This window comes from Enterobacter sp. CPE_E863, assembly GCF_046521465.1.
Lineage (GTDB): Bacteria > Pseudomonadota > Gammaproteobacteria > Enterobacterales > Enterobacteriaceae > Enterobacter > Enterobacter adelaidei.
The window spans coordinates 3,773,926-3,794,595 of sequence record NZ_JBKFZX010000001.1 but is presented as its reverse complement, the minus strand read 5'-3'; the positions used below and the strand labels follow the sequence as shown (position 1 = coordinate 3,794,595).

The window sequence follows — 20,670 nt, the reverse complement described above, 5'->3', positions numbered from 1 at the left end:
AGAGAAATACCCAAAATACAGTGTCGACATGCTGGTGAATAGAATGCGCTCGCTTTTAACTCCGGGATTTTGATTCTCGTCGGATTATGTGAACCAGGAAGATGTTCTGGCTGGGTTTGCCATTCTTATTAAATTCTCGCTGGTATTGATCGTATTTATAACTCCATAGAACAGGGACAGCTATGTCTAACTCTTCCTATCAATCCGAAATTCCTAAGGCACGTATTAATCTAAAACTGGATCTGCATACCGGTGGCGCGAGCAAGAAAACGGAGCTTCCTCTGAAATTACTGGTAGCTGGCGATTTCAGTCATGGCCAGGAGTCCGCGTCATTATCCGAGCGTAAAAAAGTTAATCTCAACAAAAATAACTTTGACTCTGTGCTTTCCGAATATTCCCCAAAAGTAAATCTGACCGTGAAAAACACGCTTGCCGGTGATGGCAGTGAAGACAATATCAGTCTGACATTCCAGAGCATGAAGGATTTCACACCGGAACAGGTCTCACGACAAATTCCACAGCTGAAGGCGATGCTGTCCATGCGTAATTTGCTGCGTGATTTAAAAGCAAACCTGCTGGATAACCAGGCATTCCGAAAGGAGCTGGAAAAAATTCTCCTCGACCCGGAATTAAGCGCAGAACTCAGAACTGAGCTGTCAGCTCTGGCTCCGAAACAGCCATAACGGTCACGTTGTTTAAACGGATTAATAAGGAAGATGTTGATGTCTGTAAAAAATGAGAATGCCGCTGGTGGCGAGAGTGTGGTGCTTGAACGTCCTGCAGCTGGTGGGGTTTACGCGTCTCTGTTTGAGAAAATCAATCTGAACCCGGTGTCTGAACTGAGTGCACTGGATATCTGGCAGGACGCGCAGGCGATGTCGGATGCGACTGCGGATGAGCGTTTAACGGCGGGAATGCAGGTGTTTCTGGAGTGCCTGACAAAATCGGGATCAAAAGTTGAAAAACTCGACAAAAACCTGATTGACCATCATATCGCAGAGCTGGACTACCAGATTAGCCGTCAGCTTGACGCTGTCATGCACCATGAAGACTTTCAGGCGGTAGAAAGTCTGTGGCGCGGCGTTAAATCCCTTGTCGACAAAACCGATTTCCGCCAGAACGTGAAAGTCGAACTGCTTGATATGTCTAAAGAAGATCTGCGTCAGGACTTCGAAGACAGCCCGGAAATTATCCAGAGCGGATTATATAAACAGACATACATTGATGAGTATGACACGCCGGGTGGAGAGCCTATTGCTGCGCTGATTTCCGCATACGAATTTGACGCGTCTGCACAGGACGTTGCCCTGTTGCGTAACATCTCGAAAGTCTCAGCTGCCGCGCATATGCCGTTTATCGGCTCTGCAGGTCCGAAATTCTTCCTGAAAGATACCATGGAAGATGTCGCGGCCATCAAAGACATTGGTAGACGAGCCGGACGATGACACTGCTTGCCTGATGTTGCGCGGCCTGAAATCTCGCTACGCCGAACATCACAACGTGCATATCACAGACGATGCGGTCCGTGCCGCGGTCACGCTCTCCCGTCGCTACCTGACCGGCCGCCAGTTGCCGGACAAAGCAGTTGATCTGCTGGACACCGCCGCTGCGCGCGTGCGTATGAGCCTCGACACTATGCCGGAACAACTGACCCGCATTCGCGCGCAGATTACCTCTCTTGAAATGGAGAAGCAGGCGCTGCTGGAAGATATTGCGGTCGGCAATCAGTGCCACGGTGAACGCCTGACCGCCATCGAGCAGGAAGAGAACGACCTTATCGTCGGGCTCGACGAACTGGAAACCCAGTACGGTCAGGAGTTGAAACTCACCGAACAACTGCTGGAATGCCGCCAGGACATCTCCCGCCAGAGCGAGACCCACGCGCTGCAACAGGAACTCAATCAAATGCAGCGCAGCAACCCGCTGCTCTCCGTTGATGTGGACGTACGCACCGTTGCCACCGTGATTGCAGACTGGACGGGCGTACCACTCTCCTCGCTGATGAAGGACGAGCAAACTGAGCTGTTAACTCTGGAAAACGAAATCGGCAAGCGCGTAGTTGGGCAGGATGTGGCGCTGACCGCCATCGCCCAGCGCTTGCGTGCGGCGAAAACCGGGCTTACGTCCGAGAACGGTCCGCAGGGCGTGTTCCTGCTGGTTGGCCCGAGTGGCGTCGGTAAGACTGAAACCGCGCTTGCACTGGCAGACGTGATGTACGGCGGTGAAAAATCGCTGATTACCATCAACCTGTCCGAGTACCAGGAGCCGCACACTGTTTCCCAGTTGAAGGGCTCGCCTCCGGGTTACGTCGGTTACGGACAGGGCGGGATTCTCACTGAAGCGGTGCGTAAGCGCCCTTACAGCGTGGTACTGCTCGATGAAGTGGAAAAGGCGCACCGAGACGTCATGAACCTGTTCTACCAGGTGTTCGATCGCGGTTTTATGCGTGATGGCGAAGGCCGAGAAATCGACTTCCGTAACACCGTCATTCTGATGACCTCGAATCTTGGCAGCTACCACCTGATGCAGTTGCTCGACGAACAGCCGGAGGCCACCGAAGGCGATCTCCACGAACTGCTGCGTCCGATACTGCGAGACCACTTCCAGCCGGCGCTGCTTGCCCGCTTTCAGACCGTGATTTACCGCCCGCTGGCGGAAGCGGCTATGCGCACCATCATTGAGATGAAGCTCGCACAAGTCAGCAAGCGCTTACATCGCCACTAACCACACGGTGCCGGAGGATGAAAGCCTGTCGCTGACGCTCACGGGCACCAACGGACAGCTACCTCGCCGTGCGCTGCAGAGCACTGTGCTTGATACGCTAATGAAAACCACCTCGACCAGTATTGCCGTCCGTAACCTGTGTGCGCCGACGTTACCCTGTTATCCCCCGGCACAGGATCGTTTTCACTGGCGCGTGCTGAGTCATCTTGGCAGCGGCTTCCTGTCGATGATGGACAACGCGGAAGTGTTACGCGGAACCCTGGCGCTGTACGAGTGGACCGACAGCGAGATGAACCGCCGTCGTCTGGAAGCCATCATTGATGTGAAACACAGTGAAACCGAGCGCTTCGAGCAGGGATACCTGGTGCGCGGCGTGCAGATTGAAGTGACGCTGGACAGCCACGGCTTTGCCGGACGCGGCGACATCTGCCTGTTTGGCGAGATGCTGAGCCGCTTCTTCGCGCTATATACCGATATCTATCTGTTTAACCGCCTGATTATTATCCTGCAACCGACTGGAGAGCGCCTGGAATGGGAAGAGAAGCACAACCGCCGTATTCCCGGCTGACTCCGAGGCTGGAGGCTGATCTTAACCGGATAAACTTTTACCGTTTCTGCCAACTGCTGGAGAAACTGAATCCGGACCGGCCGCTGATGGGCTCAACCAGCCATCCTGGTGATGACCCGGTGCGATTTGCACCCCATCCCGGAATGGGCTTTCCGGCGAGCGAACTCAAATCCGTTGAGTATGACGAAGAGGATGACAGTAAACCACCGCTCATCCGCGCCACGTTTATGGGGATGTACGGCGTGGATTCGCCGCTGCCAACCGCCTATCTCGACGACATCGCCCAGCGTCGGGAAGGGCATGAGGCGCTACAGGGCTTTCTGGATATCTTCAGCCACCGCATCCTGACGCAGTTTTATCGCATATGGCGAAAATATTCCTACCCGGCCACATTCGAGCCTGGCGGGACTGACAGCATTTCGCAGTCGTTGCTGGGTTTGGTGGGGCTGGGCATTCCGGGCACCGCAGAACAGATTGCCACCCCGGTATCCCGTTTTCTGGCGCTGCTGGGTGTGCTGCGCCAGCCGGGAAAAACCCAGGAGGGGATGCAGGCGCTGGTGACCCTGCTGGCCCCGGAGACCTCCGTCAGGGTTAGTCCTTACTGTCTGCGTCCGGTCGAGGTCAGTCGGCCTCTGGGCTTTTATGACGATGATGATTTTCTGCTGGACGGCAATACGCCGCTCGGTGACGAAGCAATGGATGCCAGCAGCCAACTGCTGATTGCACTCAAGACGGATAACGAACATGAAGCGCAGGGGTGGAAGCCGGACAGTCTGCTGTATCAGGACTTTCTGGTGATGCTGCGGGTGTATCTGGGCTGGCGCTTTAAGGCAAAAATCACCCTGACTACCCGGACCCGACTGCTGGCCGCTCCACCGCTCGGCAATGGTCCTTTCTGGTTGGGCATGAACGGCGTACTGGGTGTGGAGGGGGATGATCTCCCGGATGATATCCCTCAGACCTTTACGACCGAACTGGGTTACTACACCGGGCTGGAGCCTGCGAAACCACAACAAGGAAACCGACGTGTTACGTACAAGTTTAACTAAAAAAGCGCGCTGGCTGTTACCCCTGCTGGCATTCAGCCTGGCAGGCTGCGGGGTGACGCAGAGCGTTACCGATGGCACCAAATCAGCATTTAACGCCGTGTTCTACAAAAAGATTAAGGTGTTGCACCTCGATTTCACCGCCCGTGAAGCGCTGAACACCGATTCCCGCGAGAGTAACTCGCTGTCTGAGCCGGTGGTGGTCCGTATCTACCAGTTGAAAGACCGCAAAACCTTCGACAAAACGATCTACCAGCAGTTGCTGAAAGACGGGGAGACCATTCTGAAAGCTGACCTGCTGGCGAGTCGTGATGTGGTGGTTAAGCCGGGCGGTGATGCTAACCTGAATATGCCGATGGAGGCCGATGCACAGTTTGTGGCGGTGGTGGGTCTGTTCCGTCACCCGGACATGGTCAACAACACCTGGAAGCTGGTGATGGGGCGTGAAGAACTTGACCCGGATAAGCCGCGCATTCTGGAAGCCGGTAACAATCATCTGACGCTGCAACCTCTCAAGGACGACTGATGCCCCAGGGACACAACACACCTTCATTGTATGAAATGCTGACCGGCAACTTCACCGGAGGCCTCGACCTCCATCAGGTCAGCGAGCAAAATCAGGTGATTTTGTCCGTGCTCGATAACATGCAGCGGATCCTCAACTGTCGTACCGGCACGCTGGCGCATCTGCCAGACTATGGTCTGCCTGATTTGACCAAAATTCTGCAGGGGATGCCGGGTACCGCACACCAGTTGCTGCAGATCTTCTCCGGGGTGCTACTCAAATACGAACCGCGCCTGAAAAGTATCAATGTCATTCTGCTTGACCAGGAAATCCCCGGCGAATTGCGTTACGCCATTGATGCCGAGCTAAAAGGCATCGGCCTTGTCCGCTACGGCACGGAGTTTATGCCGGAAGGGCGAGTGCTGATTCGCCACCTCAAACAGCAGAATTATCTCGATACCAAATCCCATATACAGGGCTCATTTATCTGACGAAAACCACAGGGAAAGTATGTCAGCCAAAGCACGATTTATGAAAAAACTGCAGGAGCAGCCCCGCAGCCGCGTTTTTGACAGCAAAAGTCAGGCCGATATTGCCGAGTTTTGTGAGCGAATGAACCAGCTTCAGGAAACAATGGAAAGCTGGCTCAGCGGGATGGGCATCAGCATTGAAGCGATGCCGGTGTCGGTTCTCGACGCCTTTGCGGGCAACCATTCCTTCACCGTCCCCGCTATTGCTTTGCGTTATGGAAACCGATTGGTGAAATTTACCCCTGTGTTTTTGTACGGGCAGGGTGTGACGGGGGGGATCGAAGTGACGCTATGCAGTGACGGTCGCATTACGCCGTTATACCGCCTGTTTATGCGTTCGGGAGAGGATGCGAACTGGTCATTCAGTACATTTGGCCGCCCGGCGGCTCCCCGAACGGTATTCAGTGAAAATGCATTTTTCGACATGATTAGCGTACTGCTACCAGAGTAAACCTCGCTTTCTGCTTATCCTCAGGGATGGAACCACTATGCACGATGTTCAACCTCGCCCGGTGAAAACCGGCAGTGACCCACGTCAGCTACCTGATTTTATTGCGCTGCGCGATGAGATGGCCAAACTCACCCATCCGGCACGTCCCGACGTGAACTGGTCGCAGGTGGAGGCGCTATCGCTCTCATTATTTGAGCTAAATGGCGTCGAGTTACAAACCGGTGCGTGGTATACGCTTGCACGTAGCCACCTGGCCCGTATCAATGGCCTGAATGAAGGGCTGGCTATCCTGAATGCCCTGCTGAGCCATCAATGGGCGCAGTTCTGGCCGCAACCGATTCATGCTCGCGCAGAAATCCTCAACGGGCTTTTGCAGCGCTTGCAGAAGCTTTTTCGCACATTTTCACTCGATCATGGTGATTTGTCTGCGCTAGTGCAGACAGAAGGGCTGCTACGATCCATCAATGATATTTTGGTGCGTCAGGAGCTGAAACATGTCTGCCTGACTGCGCCGCTGATGCAGCAGATACAAGGTGCGTTGACACGTCTTGAAAACAGCTCGGCACAAGACAGTGGACTGCAGGCGGTGACGCTGCCACCACAGGCGCTGGTCGCGGAATCGGCCCTGGAAAAACCCTCTTCTGCCAGCCGCCTGGTGTACGTTATTCGTCCTGAGCCAGAGTTGAATGTGCAGGTCGTGCATGCGGCAACACCGCAGCCGAAGCGCTGGCCGGTGTTTCTGGCGGGGGTCTGTTCCGCATTGGTGTTGAGTTCTATTGCACTCACTGGCTGGCACTATATATCCAGGGTAGATGAGGCTACGGATGCGCTTGCAGCTTCGGTGGCTCCTCTTCCTCAGGCGCTGAGCAGTGCTCAAGTGCAGACACTTCAGCAATCTGATAAAGACAAACTTGACCCTACAGGCTGGCTGAAAAATGCATCATTGCAGCTGGACAGTCTGGCCGCACTTCCTCCTGACTGGATATATCAGTATGGCAATGGGTTGCTGGCACAGGCAAAAGTGCTGTGGCCCCAGAAACCCGAAGTCGCTGAACTACAGCAGAAGTGGCAACAACGACAGGCCGAAAACAAACTCTCTGCAAGCGCATTAACTGGCTGGCATGAAGGCATGCAGCAACTTCAGGTGTTGGCCGACAGGCTCAATACGCTGGACGGACAGAAAGGCAAATACATCACCGTCAGCGAACTGAAATCCAGCGTCTACCAGATGATGAACAGCTTTAGCCAGACGATCCCTCTGGAGGAGCAACTACGTGTGATGCAGGGCCAGCAGGGCGATGCCGCACTGGTTACGCAACAGCAAATTCAGCGTCATTTGAACGGGGTGACTCAGTTATTTGCGGAGCAAAAATCTCCCCCTGTAACGCCTTAAAAAGGTGATGACAGCTTCGGTTTGGCAAACAGAAAGGAGGCACTGCAGGAGAAGTAGAATTGTCGAAGACATGATTAGCAAAGTGGAAAGCACTGCAGAAAAAGATCGGGTAACTCGGGATGAAATGATTCTGGTGGTTGCGACGATAATGAAAGCGATGATGGGGCTTAAAACGAAAAACGGACGTCTTTCGACGTCCGTTAATACTGAATTTGGTGCCCGGACTCGGAATCGAACCAAGGACACGGGGATTTTCAATCCCCTGCTCTACCGACTGAGCTATCCGGGCAACGGGGCGCATTAAACCCGATCTGCCCCCGGTCGTCAACGAAATTTGTTGTTTTCGTTACAGACTGCGCAATCTCTCACCATTTCGCCGCAAACTTAAGCGAAAAGGTGCGTCCAGAGCGCAGAGAGCGGCATGGCGATCAATAGTGCAGGCAGCATATTCACCACGGCAAACATCTTAATTCCGCAGATGCGCAACCCGGTTGCCAGCAGGAGCAGTCCGCCAACGGCAGTGAAATCGGCCATCATCGCCGGCGTTGTCAGCGGGAGAATCAATGTGGCGCAGGTGGCGAGCGCCAGCTGGATTATCAGCATCGGGACGCAAATCACCGCAACGGCGACGCCAAGGGTAGTGGCGAAAATGGTGGCGGTGAAGAAATCGAGAAACGCTTTCGCAATCAATATGCTCGGGTCGCCAGTCATCCCTTCCTGCATCGAACCAAAAATCCCCGTACCGCTGGCGCAAAACAGAATAATGATTGCTACATAGTTCTGAATAAACGACTCGTGCGTGCCGTGTTTCGCTTTGCCGCCTGGTCGGGAAATCAGGTTTTTGGCTCTACTCACCGCACTGTTAATGCCTTTTTCCAGATAGCAGAATTCGCCAATCAGCGCGCCGAGCAGGGTCGCCAGCACCATCACCGGCAGGTTGGCGCATTTGATCACCAGCAGAATGCCAATCCCTGACGACGCCAGACCGAATATAGAAGGCATAGATGAGCGAATACGCTCCGGCAACCGCTGACTCAACACTGCGCCGAGAACACCGCCCAGCAATACGGCTCCCGCATTGATAAATGGCCCGATAACCACGCTTAACTCCTGTTACTTAATCATTGGTATTGCATGATTATGACATGTTAGTGCTGCATTACGCTTGGCTTTGGGTGGTTTAATGCATAATGATTCCTTCTTGCACCTGAAAATAAAAGGTGACATTATTGCGCGAATTTTCTCCTCCCTGTCTCACCACTCGGTGAGGGTAACTGCGCTTATGAAAACCATGAAAATCGCCGTCAGCCGCGAGCTGCTCTCTTCTGTGTCTACGCACCGTGAAAAGGTGACGCTGGACAATACTGATTTCACCGATGTGGCGGCAGTCGTTATTTCGACGGCTGACAGTCGCAGCGGCATTCTTGCGTTGTTGAAACGTACGGGCTTTCAGTTACCGGTGTTCATTTTCTCGCAAGAGCCAATGGAAGTGCTGGATGGCGCGGCCGCGGTTATCTCGGGAAAAGCTCAGGAGTTTCTGGAACTCGAAACTGCAGCCAGCCGTTACGAAGAGAATCTGTTGCCACCCTTTTTCGACACCCTGAGCCAGTATGTGGAAATGGGCAACAGCACCTTTGCCTGCCCGGGACACCAGCACGGTGCATTTTTCAAAAAACACCCAGCAGGGCGGCAGTTCTATGATTTCTTCGGGGAGAACGTGTTCCGCGCCGATATGTGCAATGCTGATGTGAAACTGGGCGATCTTTTGATCCACGAAGGGTCCGCTAAGCACGCGCAAAAGTTCGCGGCAAAAGTGTTCAACGCGGATAAAACCTACTTTGTGCTGAACGGTACGTCGGCGGCCAACAAGGTCGTGACCAACGCGCTGTTGACCCGCGGCGACCTGGTGCTTTTTGATCGCAACAACCATAAATCTAACCACCACGGGGCGCTGATCCAGGCGGGGGCCACGCCGGTTTATCTGGAGGCTGCACGTAACCCGTTTGGTTTTATTGGCGGGATTGACGAGCACTGCTTTAATGACGCTTATTTGCGGGACCTGATCCGCGAGGCGGCTCCGGAGAAAGCCGACGAGGCGCGTCCATTCCGCCTGGCGATCATTCAGCTTGGCACCTACGATGGGACGATCTACAACGCCCGTCAGGTGATCGACAAGATCGGTCATCTGTGTGACTACATCCTTTTTGACTCGGCCTGGGTGGGCTACGAGCAATTTATTCCGATGATGGCGGAATCATCCCCGCTGTTACTGGAGCTGAACGAGAACGATCCGGGCATTTTCGTGACCCAGTCGGTGCATAAACAGCAGGCCGGGTTCTCGCAAACCTCTCAGATCCATAAAAAGGATAACCATATCCGCGGCCAGGCACGTTTCTGTCCGCACAAGCGGCTGAACAATGCGTTTATGCTGCATGCCTCCACCAGTCCATTTTATCCGCTGTTCGCAGCGCTGGATGTGAATGCCAAGATCCACGAAGGGGAAAGCGGACGCAGGCTGTGGGCGGAGTGCGTCGAGCTGGGTATTGAAGCGCGCAAGGCAATCATTGCCAACTGTCATATGATCAAACCGTTTATCCCACCAGTGGTGGCGGGGCGGCCGTGGCAGGATCATCCGACGCATGCCATCGCCAGTGAGCTGCGCTTCTTCAGCTTTGAGCCGGGTGCCAAATGGCACGGGTTTGAGGGGTATGCCAGCGAGCAGTACTTTGTCGACCCGTGCAAGCTGCTGCTGACCACGCCGGGCATTGATGCCGAAACGGGGGAGTACACGGATTTCGGGATCCCGGCGACGATTCTGGCACACTACCTGCGTGAAAACGGTATCGTGCCGGAGAAATGCGATCTCAACTCGATCCTGTTCCTGCTGACGCCCGCCGAAAGCAGCGAGAAGCTGGCGCAGCTGGTGGCGATGCTGGGGCAGTTTGAACAGCATATCGAAGACGATACGCCGCTGGCTGACGTGCTGCCGACGATCTTCCAGAAATACCCGGTGCGCTATCGGGATTATACGCTCCGACAGCTGTGTCAGGAGATGCACGATCTCTACGTCAGCTTCGACGTGAAGGATTTGCAGAAGGCGATGTTCCGCAAGGAGAGCCTGCCGGAGGTGGTGATGAATCCGCAGGATGCCAACCAGGCGTATATTCGCGGTAACGTAGAGCTGGTGCGCATACGAGATGCAGAAGGACGCATTGCTGCCGAAGGGGCGCTGCCATACCCGCCAGGCGTACTGTGCGTGGTACCGGGTGAAATCTGGGGCGGGGCGGTACAGCGTTACTTCCTGGCGCTGGAGGAGGGCATTAACCTGCTGCCGGGCTTCTCGCCGGAACTTCAGGGTGTGTACAGCGAGAAGGATGCCGATGGGATCAAGCGGCTGTATGGGTATGTGTTGAGATAGTACAGGCTGTTGCCCTCGCCCTAACCCTCTCCCTGTGGGAGAGGGCACATTTCATCAAACCGCACTACGCCTGTACATCCTCCTCGGATGCCCAATCTTGCCGTACAGCATCTCCACCGTCAGAAACCCCGCTTCCACACAGTGCTCCAGATAGCGCCGGGTAGTAGTTTTACTTAACCCGGTTTCCTGTACCACCTCATCGACTGAAAAACAGTGTGTGGCCTGATCGTTAAACAGCGCCTGCACCCGCGCCAGCGTATTTTCCTCAATGCCTTTGCTGCCGTTGTCCTGGCGGTAGTTTTTCGCCTGTAGCTGATACAGCGAATCCACGTTTTGCTGGTCGACAATCTTCCAGACGCGCTGTTGCTCGGCGAATTGGACAAACCGCTCCAGCGACTGGCTGAGCCGCTTCCAGGAGACGGGTTTGAGGATGTAGTCGAACGCGCCATTACGAATCGCCTGGCTGCAGGTGTCCATATCGCTGGCGGCGGTGATGAAAATCACCGAGCAGTTGGCACGGGCGAGCATGGGGTTATTGATAAGCGAGATACCTTTGCCATCAGGCAGATAGTTATCCAGCAGCACGAGCTGCGGCTGTTTGCTTTCAAGCTCTGCCTGGGCTGCAGCCAGCGACGAGGCAATGCCCACCAGCCTCAGACGCGGATGCTTGCCTATCAGCTCCGCGTGCAGCTGCGCCAGCTCGTTCTCGTCTTCCACAATCAGTACGTCGATAAGTTCATGTCGCATAGTCGGTGTTTTCCAGTTGCCGGGCGGTTCCCGTGGCCGGGATAAACAAGGAGAAAATGGCGCCGCGCGGGGTATTATCGGCAACTTCTATCGCGCCGCCAGCCTGCGTAACATAGCTTTCGATCAGATACAGGCCAATCCCATGATCGCCGCGCGTTTTGGTGGTGATACCGCGTTCAAATATCCTGTCACGGATCTCCGGTTGAATGCCCACGCCCTGGTCCGCCACTTCAATAATCAGCTCCTGTTCGCTGAGCTTAATCAGTACCTCCACCGGCGCGTGGGGCAGTGGCGACCGCTGCGTCGCTTCAATGGCGTTATCCAGCAGGTTACCAATAATTGAAATCAGCTCTTGCTCCCCAAGGGGCAGGAACTGTCTGTCCAGTCGACAGGCCGGGTCGAAACTCAGTTCGACACCTTTCTCCCGCGCGCGGGCGGCTTTCCCCAGCAGCAGACCGCACAGAGTTGGAGAGCTGAAGCGAGAGGAGATAAAGTCCAGCAACTCCTGGGCGTGTTCAGACTGCGCCTGAATGTAGCCAATCGCCTCTTCATAGCGTCCCATATGCAGCAGGCCGGACAAGGTCGTCATCCGGTTTAACTGCTCGTGGCGCATAATGCGCAGGTTATCTACATAGCGTTTTACCTGGCTGAGCTGGGCGCTAAGCGAGTCTATTTCATTGCGATCGCGGAACGTGATCACCCAACCCTGCAGCGACCCCTCAAGCATGATGTGCACCCGGCTGGCAATCACCGTGAGATCGTTAAAACGGCAAATCTCGTCGTGGGTATCTTTCGCCAGCATCGTCTGGGTGTCGAAGAACGGGACCGGATCGATCACCTGGCTTATCAGCTGTCCGCGCAGCTCGCGGGCCGGCTGGCTCAGACCCAGCAGTTTGCGCGCTGCCTGGTTGATCACTTCAATGCGCCGCCGATCGTCAATGGCAATCACCCCTTCATAAATAGACTCCATCATCGCCTTTTGCTGGCGCACCAGCAGGCCGATCTCTCGCGGTTCGAGGGAGAAAATCTGCTTCTTAATGCTGCGGGTAAAGAACCAGGAGAAGATGAAGAGGGCTATCAGCAACAGCACGGCGGCAATCAGGATATTGACGACTTTACTGACGGTAACGGTCTCAAGGTAGCTGGTGAGATAGCCTACCGAAACAATGCCCACTACCTGCCCGGCATCGTTGAAAATGGGGGCTTTACTGCGTAACGAAATGCCCAACCCTCCTTTACGGATGGTGGTGGTACTTTTTCCCTGCAAAACGGCTTCGTTGTCTCCGCCAACCAGCGTAGTACCAACTCTGTCAGCAAAAACGGAATGAAAAAGGTGCTGTCCCTTATTATCTCCAATCACAATAAAGCTGGCGTCACTGTGTGAAGCTATTTTCTGCATAAAGTCGTGAATGCTTTTGATATCTTTTTGTTCAACTTCATCACGTAATGTAGGAATAATCGCAATTTCTTCTGCCTGTATTTTGGCTCGCGCACTCATTTCCTGATAAAGCTGTTTACCGACGTCGACATAATAATATCCGCCCAGTAACGCAAAAAGTACTGAGAAAAAGGCAACCAGCGAAATAAACAGCTTGATCTGGAAAGATACTTTCATAACTATCACGCGAGGTAGCAACAAAGAAAGCCAATATATCATCTTTTCTCGAGTGGATGACCGCTTTGCCGAAAACTTGTGATCCCTTGCACAGCAGGGGCTATAAAAGATTTATCCGGAAGACTTATGCGCTTTAGAGCGCGCAAAAAAATGTTATTTGTTTGTTCAAATCGGAAAAGAAACCATAAAAACCACGATAATAAATAAGGTGTAAATCACATTAAATAAAAGAAACCATTAAAACCATAGCTGCCATTAAAACTTCGCTTTTAATATGCCATCCCTCACATAAAGTAAGCCTTTGTGACTCTAAGCTGAATACACAAAATAACTAAGGGGCTTATTATGAGCACAACTGACGATTCTTTCTCTGTTACCCACGACCCGATTGAAATTCAGCGACCTTCGCTCAAAGAGCGCTGGTGGCATATTATGGATACCTGGAAAGTGGGGATTATTCCTCTGCCGCTGTTCGTTCTGGCGGGTGCGCTGATTGCGATTGATTGTCTGGGCGGGAAACTGCCGAGTGATATCGTGGTAATGGTGGCGACGCTGGCTTTCTTTGGCTTTGCCTGCGGCGAGTTTGGCAAACGCCTGCCGATTGTCGGCAAGCTGGGCGCGGCGGCGATTTGCGCCACCTTTATCCCTTCCGCGCTGGTCTATTACGGCCTGCTGCCGGATGTGGTGGTCGAGTCCACGACCAAGTTCTACAAATCTACCAACATTCTCTATCTCTACATCTGCTGCATCATTGTCGGCAGCATCATGAGTATGAACCGCACGGTACTGATTCAGGGCTTCCTGCGCATCTTCTTCCCGATGCTGTGCGGCGAAATCGTCGGCATGCTGGTGGGAATGGGGGTCGGTCTGGCGCTGGGTCTTGAGCCATTCCAGATCTTCTTCTTTATCATTCTACCGATTATGGCGGGCGGCGTTGGGGAAGGGGCGATCCCGCTCTCTATCGGTTATGCCACCCTGTTGCATATGGACCAGGGCGTGGCGCTCGGTCGCGTGTTGCCGATGGTGATGCTCGGTGGTCTGACGGCGATCATTATCTCCGGCTGCCTTAACCAACTGGGTAAACGCTACCCACACCTGACCGGTGAAGGCCAACTGATGCCAAACCGCGCCAATGCGGATACCTCCGTCTCTCAACCTGCCTTCTCCGGTAAAGCGGATGTCACCACGATTGCTTCTGGCGCGCTGCTGGCGGTACTGCTCTACATGCTGGGGATGCTCGGTCACAAACTGATTGGTCTGCCCGCACCGGTTGGCATGCTGTTTATGGCGGTACTGGTGAAGCTGTGCAACGGTGCTTCCCCGCGTCTGCTGGAAGGTTCTCAGGTGGTCTACAAATTCTTCCAGACCTCAGTGACTTACCCGATTCTCTTCGCCGTTGGCGTGGCGATCACCCCGTGGCATGAGCTGGTGGCCGCGTTCACAGTGAGCAACCTGTTAGTCATCGTCAGCACTGTTTCTGCACTGGTGGCGACCGGTTTCTTCGTCGGTAAAAAGATTGGTATGCATCCGATTGATGTCGCCATCGTCTCCTGCTGCCAGAGCGGCCAGGGCGGTACCGGCGACGTGGCGATCCTGACCGCAGGCAACCGTATGAGCCTGATGCCATTCGCCCAGATTGCAACCCGTATCGGCGGCGCGATTAACGTCTCTATCTCACTGCTGATTCTGGGCAACTTCCTCGTTTAAGTTTTCAGGAAAGAACAATGAAACTCGCAAGCTTTTTATTCCAGGGAAAACGCAGCTACGGCATCGTGCAGGCCGAAGGTGTAATTGATTTAGGTCGCCGTCTGGGCGACCGCTACAGCGACCTTAAAGCGCTGTTGCAGGGCAACGGGCTGGCGCAGGCCACCCGTTATCTGAACGATGCCGTGGATGTACCTCTGAATGCCATCACCTTCTTACCGGTAATTGAGCAACCGGAAAAAATCCTCTGCGTGGGCATGAACTACGCCGATAAGCGCAAGGAGTTTGACCAGCATAACCCGGCCCCGACGCTGTTTGTACGCTTCCCGGATTCCCAGACCGGCCACAACGAGCCGGTACTGAAACCGCGCCATTCCAGCGAATTTGACTATGAAGGCGAGCTGGCGGTGATCATCGGCAAAGGCGGGGAGAACATCAGCCGTGACGACGCGCTGCGCCACGTTGCAGGTTACAGCTGCTACATGGACGGTTCCGCCCGCGACTGGCAGCACACCTGGTTCACCGCCGGGAAAAACTGGCGTCAGACCGGAGCGTTTGGCCCATGGATGGCGACGGCCGATGAGATCCCGGACCCGCATCAGCTGGCGATCCGCACCTGGCTGAACGGCCGTATGGTGCAGGAGGACAATACCAGCAGCATGATCCACAAGGTCGCGGAGCTGATCGAGTACATCAGCACCTTTACCCGCCTCAGCCCAGGCGATGTGATCATCACCGGCTCCCCTGGCGGTGTGGGTAAAAAACGCAACCCGCCGCTGTTTATGAAAGAGGGCGATCGCATTGAGGTGGAGATCGAGCATATCGGTCATCTGAGCAATGTGATCATGGAAGCGCCAGCCACCGGGCTTGCGGTAGCACACTAAGTAAGGCGGCAGTATGCAATCGCAACCCATTGATTTTCGCCACACCCTCGTGGCGAAACACCCGGAACGCTTAAGCCAGATCCGTTACCTGCTGGCAGACAGCGGCCTTGGCCTGGACAACGACATTGAGCTGTTTGTCGAAGCCTGGTCCGGCACGCAGTTAGTGGGTTGTGTCGGACTCGCCGCAAACGTCATCAAGTGTGTGGCCGTAAACGAGCAGCTTCGTGGGGAGAACCTCAGCGCGCGCCTGCTGGCAGAGGTGCAAAATGCGGCGCTGGAGCGCGGCCATTTTCACCTCTTCCTCTGCACCCGCCCGTGCAACAGGGAGCGCTTTGCCCGCAGCGGCTTCTGGCCGATTGCGCAGAGCGGCAACAACGCCGTACTGATGGAGAACACCCCGCAGGGGATTGAGCGCTACTGCCGATCTCTGCGCGCGAAGCGCAAGTGCGGGGAGAAGATTGGCGCGATAGTGATGAACGCCAATCCGTTCACTCTCGGCCATCGTCATCTGGTGGAGCAGGCGGCAGCGCAGTGTGACGCCCTGCATCTGTTCGTGGTGCGCGAAGACGCCTCGTTCTTCCCCTTCAGCGCACGCATCGAGATGGTGCGGGCGGGCGTGGCGCATCTGCCGAACGTGGTGGTGCATGAAGGCTCGCAGTACATCATCTCCCGCGCCACATTTCCGGCCTATTTCCTGAAGGAGACCGGCAAAGTGCAGCAGGCGTGGAGCGAAATCGACGTGCTGATCTTCCGGGACTTCATCGCCCCGGCGCTGGGGATTACCCATCGCTTTATTGGCTCGGAGCCATTTTGCGATATCACCCGTCAGTACAACCAGACGCTGCACGACCTGCTGGCCACGCATATCGAGGTGGTGGAGATGCCGCGCATCAAGGCCACCGGTAACGCTATTTCGGCGTCAGAAGTACGCCGCTTACTCAAGACACAGCAGTTTTCCCGGATCCGGGAGATTGTCCCGGACTCCACCTTCGCGCATCTCGAAACGCATTACCGTGCGAGTGCGGAAGTCGCTTAATTACCAGGAATTTATCATGAAAATTGTTAGGGAGGCGCTGGCCGGAACGCAGGAGTCCAGCGACCTGATGGTGAAAATCGCTCCCGCTCACGGCGAGCTGGAGGTTGTCATCCACAGTGAAGTTATTAAGCAGTTTGGCGAGCAGATCCGCCAGGTGGTCAACGACACATTGCGCGCTATGAACGTGCACCAGGGATTAATCATTATTGAAGATAAAGGGGCGCTGGACTGCGTGATCCGCGCCCGCCTGCAGAGCGCACTCCTGCGTGCTGCGGATGAACAGGCTATCAACTGGGGGGCGCTGAAATGAGCAAACTCCGTCGCAGCATGCTGTTCCTGCCTGGTGCTAACGCCGCCATGCTCTCAACCGCGTTTATCTACCGTCCTGACTCCATCATGTTTGACCTTGAAGACGCCGTCGCTCTGCGCGAGAAAGACACCGCCCGCATGCTGGTGTTCCACGCGTTGCAGCACCCGATGTACCAGGATATCGAAACCGTGGTGCGCATTAACCCGCTGAGCACGCCGTTTGGCTTGCTGGATCTGGAAGCCGCCGTGCGGGCTGGCGTGGACGTGATCCGTCTGCCGAAAACCGATACTCCGGATGACATCTACGAACTGGAAGGCCACCTGGAGCGCATTGAGCAAGAATGCGGGCGCGAGGTCGGTTCTACCCGTGTGATGGCGGCCATAGAGTCAGCCATTGGTGTGATTAACGCCGTGGCAATTGCCCGCAGCTCTCCGCGCTTGATCGGTATCGCGCTGGCCGCCTTTGACTACGTGATGGATATGCAGACCGAGCGCGGCGACGGCACCGAGCTGTTCTACGCCCGCTGTGCCGTGCTGCACGCCGCTCGTGCGGCAGGCATCGACGCCTTCGACGTGGTGTGGTCAGACGTTAACGACGAGGCCGGGTTCCTGCGCGAGGTCGATCTGATCCGCAAGATGGGCTTTAACGGCAAATCGCTGATTAACCCGCGCCAGATCGACCTGTTGCATAACGCCTACGCCCCGACGCAGGAAGAGGTGGATCACGCCAAAAGGGTGATTGAAGCGGCAGAAGAGGGCGAGCGCAACGGGCTGGGCGTGGTGTCGCTCAATGGCAAAATGGTGGATGCACCGATTATTAACCACGCGCAGGTGGTGCTGGAACGCGCGGCGGCTTCCGGCGTGCGTCGTTAAGGATGAGATAATGAATCAGACAGAACTGCTCCATGTGAATTTTCCCCATCTGCGGGACTTAAAACCCTTTGATACCGCCCACAGCGCGACGCCGTGGCTGAACAATCCAGAAGAAAAACATACCCGTAAACTGTGTGCTTCTGTTGAAGAGGCCGTGTTACGTAGCGGCTTGCAGGACGGGATGACCATTTCGTTTCACCATGCGTTTCGCGAAGGCGACCGGGTGATCAATAACGTCGTGGCACTGTTGGCGAAGATGGGTTTCAAAAACCTGACCCTGGCCTCCAGCTCACTGATGACCTGCAACGATGCGTTGATTGAACATATTGAACGCGGCGTGATCACCCGAATTTATACTTCCGGAATGCGCGGCAAGCTGGCGGATGCCATCTCTCACGGCCTGATGGACGAGCCGGTGCAAATTCACTCCCACGGTGGGCGCGTGAAGCTGTTGCAGGACGGCGAGCTGAACATCGACGTGGCGTTTCTTGGCGTGCCATGCAGCGATGAGTTCGGCAATGCCAACGGCACGCACGGCAAATCGAGCTGCGGCTCGCTTGGCTACGCCATGGTGGACGCGCACTTTGCCAGCAAGGTAGTACTGCTGACCGAAGAGCTAGTGCCGTTCCCCAATATGCCCGCCAGTCTGGTGCAGGACCAGGTGGACTACATTGTGCAGGTCGAGAGCGTGGGCGATCCGGCGAAAATTAGCGTCGGCGCGGCGCGCGTCACCAGCAATCCGCGCGAGCTGATGATTGCCCGTTATGCGGCCGATGTGATTGAGCACTCCGGCTACTTCAAACCAGGCTTCTCGATGCAGACCGGCTCCGGCGCGGCGGCCACCGCCTGTACGCGCTTTATGGAAGAGAAGATGGAGCGCAGCGGCGTGAAGGCACGTTTTGCGCTCGGCGGCATCACCGGTAGCCTGGTGGATCTGCACGAAAAAGGGCTGATCGAAAAGCTGCTGGACACCCAGTGCTTTGACGGCCAGGCAGCAGCATCGCTGGCGCGCAACCCGAACCACGTGGAGATCTCCACCAACGTTTATGCCAACCCGGGCAGTAAGGCGGCAAGCTGCGACCAGCTCGACGTGGTGATCCTCAGTGCGCTGGAGATCGACGTTGATTTCAACGTCAACGTTATCACCGGTTCCGACGGCGTGATGCGCGGCGCCTCCGGCGGGCACTGCGACGTGGCCGCCGCAGCGAACCTGACCATTGTGGTCGCGCCACTGCTGCGCAGCCGCATTCCGACGGTCGTGAAGCGAGTCACCACGCGCCTCACGCCGGGCGAAAGCATCGACGTGCTGGTTACCGATCACGGCATTGCGGTCAACCCGGCGCGCCCGGAGATCCGCGAGCGGCTGCTGGACGCCGGGCTGAAGGTTGTGGATATCAACGCGCTTTACGAACGGGCGATTTCCCTGACGGGCGTGCCCAAACCGATTGAATTTACCGACAAGATCGTCGGGGTGATCCGCTACCGTGATGGCAGCGTGATCGACACCGTTCGACAGGTGAAGGAGTAGTTATGACTTTAGCGACACCCGTGCGGGCGGGTGTCAGCCTGGACGAACTGCTGGCGGCGAAAGAGTGCCGCGCAGCGCGTCAGGCTGACTGGCTTACGCACTATCAACAACCGGTGATTTCCCTCACGTTGGTTACGCCAGGAGAAATCAAAGACAGCCTGCGCTATCGCAATACCATGGGCGTGGCATTACAGATGTGCGATCAACTGCTGTGGGAAAACCACTGGCAGGTGCTCGACCGCCAGGTGCTGTGGTTGCCAACCGGGCCCGAAGCGCTTTGGTGTGTGGCCCATCCGGCGGTGGAAATCAAAGCGCACTGTGCGGAGCTGGAGCAAACGCACCCGCTCGGCAGGCTGTGGGATCTGGACGTGATCTGCCCTCAGCACGGCCATGTTGGGCGCCAGTCGCTGGGAACCAATCTCAGGCGCTGTCTGATTTGCGATGAACCGGCCCACGCCTGTTCCCGTTCGCGTAACCATCCCGTTGAACAGGTGGTTTCTCGCGTGGAGAAGATGATCGATGACTGGTTTGCTCGCGACTAAACCGCGCCGGGCTGACGTGCCTGCGCTTGCCGAAGCGGCGTTGTGGCAGGAGCTGGAACTGACGCCCAAGCCGGGGCTGGTGGACAAACTCAATAACGGTTCCCATCGCGATATGGACCACGCGCTGTTTGTCCGCAGTATTGCGGCGATTACGCCGTGGTTTTCGCGCTTTGCTGAACTCGGCAACGCGCATGCAGATAGGCCCGCAGATGAACAGCTACGGATTATTCGCCCTATGGGAATGGCCTGCGAACAGGCGATGTATGCCGCGACGAACGGAGTGAACACGCACAAAGGCGGAATTTTTGCCCTGGGTTTACTGTGCTATGCCGCCGGACGTGTGAAAAATGTCTCCCCAGAAAGCCTCTGCTGTGAGGTAAGTAACATCTGCAGTGGGATGGTGTCGCGGGAGCTGGTCGCCCGCAGCGGACAGGCGACGGCGGGAGAGCGTCAGTTTCAGCAGTACGGTTTAACCGGCGCGCGCGGTGAGGCAGAAAGCGGCTTTGCTACGGTGCGTAAGGCGCTGGCGCAATGGAACGGGCATTCACTTCACGGCCTGCTGTTACGCCTGATGGCAGTCAATCAGGACAGTAATCTGGTGTCACGCGGTGGCATTGAGGGGCTGCGCTATGCGCAGGGATATGCGCACGAATTACTGGTGAACGGCTGGGATCGTGAGGCGTTGCTTAGAATGGATAAGGCATTGATTGAACGCAATCTGAGTCCTGGCGGTAGCGCGGATTTGTTGTCGGTGGGTTGGGTGTTGTCAAAATTACCCCTCTCCTGAAAGGAGAGGG

General features: G+C 55.6%; 18 protein-coding genes, 1 tRNA gene and 2 pseudogenes. 17 read left to right on the top strand and 4 right to left on the bottom strand.

The genetic code is table 11. The features are described 5' to 3' along the window. Positions 1-182: 182 nt before the first annotated feature. The 8 genes and pseudogenes from tssB to ACLHV8_RS18600 all read left to right on the top strand — a co-directional run bounded on the left by tssB (position 183) and on the right by ACLHV8_RS18600 (position 7,217). The gene (gene tssB, locus ACLHV8_RS18635) at positions 183-683 is read left to right on the top strand and encodes a type VI secretion system contractile sheath small subunit (protein WP_028019673.1); all 501 of its coding nucleotides are present in this window, start codon (positions 183-185) and stop codon (positions 681-683) included. 33 nt (positions 684-716) lie between these two features. After that, a pseudogene (locus tag ACLHV8_RS18630) lies at positions 717-1,427 on the top strand (type VI secretion system contractile sheath domain-containing protein); the annotation flags it as partial. Then, positions 1,426-3,292 (top strand): annotated as a pseudogene (locus ACLHV8_RS18625) (AAA family ATPase); the annotation flags it as partial. The pseudogenes ACLHV8_RS18630 and ACLHV8_RS18625, both read left to right, overlap by 2 nt. Then, complete coding sequence (gene tssG, locus ACLHV8_RS18620) at positions 3,256-4,341, top strand: type VI secretion system baseplate subunit TssG (RefSeq protein ID WP_208594572.1); 1,086 nt, start codon at positions 3,256-3,258, stop codon at positions 4,339-4,341. The pseudogene ACLHV8_RS18625 and the gene tssG, both read left to right, overlap by 37 nt. Then, complete coding sequence (gene tssJ / locus ACLHV8_RS18615; RefSeq protein ID WP_128347263.1) at positions 4,319-4,864, top strand: type VI secretion system lipoprotein TssJ; 546 nt, start codon at positions 4,319-4,321, stop codon at positions 4,862-4,864. Before tssG ends, tssJ begins: the two co-directional genes overlap by 23 nt. Continuing rightward, the gene (gene tssE / locus ACLHV8_RS18610; RefSeq protein WP_128347264.1) at positions 4,864-5,334 is read left to right on the top strand and encodes a type VI secretion system baseplate subunit TssE; all 471 of its coding nucleotides are present in this window, start codon (positions 4,864-4,866) and stop codon (positions 5,332-5,334) included. The genes tssJ and tssE overlap by 1 nt, the downstream gene beginning before the upstream one ends. Before the next feature lie 40 nt (positions 5,335-5,374). Then, the gene (locus tag ACLHV8_RS18605) at positions 5,375-5,824 is read left to right on the top strand and encodes a hypothetical protein (protein ID WP_244250072.1); all 450 of its coding nucleotides are present in this window, start codon (positions 5,375-5,377) and stop codon (positions 5,822-5,824) included. Between the two features lie 37 nt (positions 5,825-5,861). After that, positions 5,862-7,217: a VasL domain-containing protein gene (locus tag ACLHV8_RS18600; RefSeq protein WP_208594574.1), complete on the top strand. Its 1,356-nt coding sequence runs from the start codon at positions 5,862-5,864 to the stop codon at positions 7,215-7,217. Between the two features lie 213 nt (positions 7,218-7,430). On the opposite strand, the gene ACLHV8_RS18595 is transcribed toward ACLHV8_RS18600, so the two are convergent. Both ACLHV8_RS18595 and ACLHV8_RS18590 read right to left on the bottom strand, forming a co-directional pair. Then, positions 7,431-7,506 (bottom strand) — tRNA-Phe (locus tag ACLHV8_RS18595). A 95-nt stretch (positions 7,507-7,601) separates the two neighbouring features. Beyond that, positions 7,602-8,318, bottom strand: coding sequence for a DUF554 domain-containing protein (locus ACLHV8_RS18590; RefSeq protein ID WP_208594575.1), 717 nt, complete (start codon positions 8,316-8,318; stop codon positions 7,602-7,604). A 181-nt stretch (positions 8,319-8,499) separates the two neighbouring features. On the opposite strand from ACLHV8_RS18590, the gene ACLHV8_RS18585 reads away from it, so the two are divergent. After that, on the top strand, positions 8,500-10,635 hold the full coding sequence (locus tag ACLHV8_RS18585; RefSeq protein ID WP_208594576.1) for an ornithine decarboxylase: 2,136 nt from the start codon (positions 8,500-8,502) through the stop codon (positions 10,633-10,635). 54 nt (positions 10,636-10,689) lie between these two features. Here the strand turns inward: ACLHV8_RS18585 and ACLHV8_RS18580 are convergent, their stop codons facing one another. Together ACLHV8_RS18580 and ACLHV8_RS18575 are read right to left on the bottom strand one after the other, a co-directional pair. Next, positions 10,690-11,382 carry a response regulator gene (locus ACLHV8_RS18580; RefSeq protein ID WP_049004965.1) on the bottom strand — a complete coding sequence of 231 codons (693 nt, stop codon included), beginning with the start codon at positions 11,380-11,382 and terminating at the stop codon, positions 10,690-10,692. Next, the gene (locus tag ACLHV8_RS18575; protein ID WP_208594577.1) at positions 11,372-12,997 is read right to left on the bottom strand and encodes a sensor histidine kinase; all 1,626 of its coding nucleotides are present in this window, start codon (positions 12,995-12,997) and stop codon (positions 11,372-11,374) included. The genes ACLHV8_RS18580 and ACLHV8_RS18575 overlap by 11 nt, the downstream gene beginning before the upstream one ends. Before the next feature lie 345 nt (positions 12,998-13,342). On the opposite strand from ACLHV8_RS18575, the gene ACLHV8_RS18570 reads away from it, so the two are divergent. Genes ACLHV8_RS18570 through citG form a run of 8 tightly spaced genes read left to right on the top strand, consistent with a single transcriptional unit; the run spans position 13,343 to position 20,660 of the window. Further along, positions 13,343-14,704 carry a 2-hydroxycarboxylate transporter family protein gene (locus ACLHV8_RS18570; RefSeq protein ID WP_208594578.1) on the top strand — a complete coding sequence of 454 codons (1,362 nt, stop codon included), beginning with the start codon at positions 13,343-13,345 and terminating at the stop codon, positions 14,702-14,704. Between the two features lie 17 nt (positions 14,705-14,721). After that, complete coding sequence (locus ACLHV8_RS18565) at positions 14,722-15,585, top strand: fumarylacetoacetate hydrolase family protein (protein WP_049004962.1); 864 nt, start codon at positions 14,722-14,724, stop codon at positions 15,583-15,585. Positions 15,586-15,598: 13 nt separating this feature from the next. Next, the gene (citC, locus tag ACLHV8_RS18560) at positions 15,599-16,621 is read left to right on the top strand and encodes a [citrate (pro-3S)-lyase] ligase (protein WP_208594579.1); all 1,023 of its coding nucleotides are present in this window, start codon (positions 15,599-15,601) and stop codon (positions 16,619-16,621) included. Between the two features lie 16 nt (positions 16,622-16,637). Then, entirely contained in the window at positions 16,638-16,931 is a 294-nt protein-coding gene (gene citD / locus ACLHV8_RS18555) for a citrate lyase acyl carrier protein (RefSeq protein ID WP_025760234.1), read from the top strand. Further along, positions 16,928-17,803, top strand: coding sequence for a citrate (pro-3S)-lyase subunit beta (gene citE / locus ACLHV8_RS18550; protein WP_023306921.1), 876 nt, complete (start codon positions 16,928-16,930; stop codon positions 17,801-17,803). The genes citD and citE overlap by 4 nt, the downstream gene beginning before the upstream one ends. A 10-nt stretch (positions 17,804-17,813) precedes the next feature. Beyond that, complete coding sequence (gene citF, locus ACLHV8_RS18545; RefSeq protein WP_208594580.1) at positions 17,814-19,331, top strand: citrate lyase subunit alpha; 1,518 nt, start codon at positions 17,814-17,816, stop codon at positions 19,329-19,331. Between the two features lie 2 nt (positions 19,332-19,333). Next, complete coding sequence (gene citX, locus ACLHV8_RS18540; protein WP_208594581.1) at positions 19,334-19,873, top strand: citrate lyase holo-[acyl-carrier protein] synthase; 540 nt, start codon at positions 19,334-19,336, stop codon at positions 19,871-19,873. Next, positions 19,851-20,660, top strand: a complete 810-nt coding sequence (gene citG, locus ACLHV8_RS18535; protein WP_208594582.1) for a triphosphoribosyl-dephospho-CoA synthase CitG — start codon at positions 19,851-19,853, stop codon at positions 20,658-20,660. The genes citX and citG overlap by 23 nt, the downstream gene beginning before the upstream one ends. Positions 20,661-20,670: the final 10 nt, after the last annotated feature.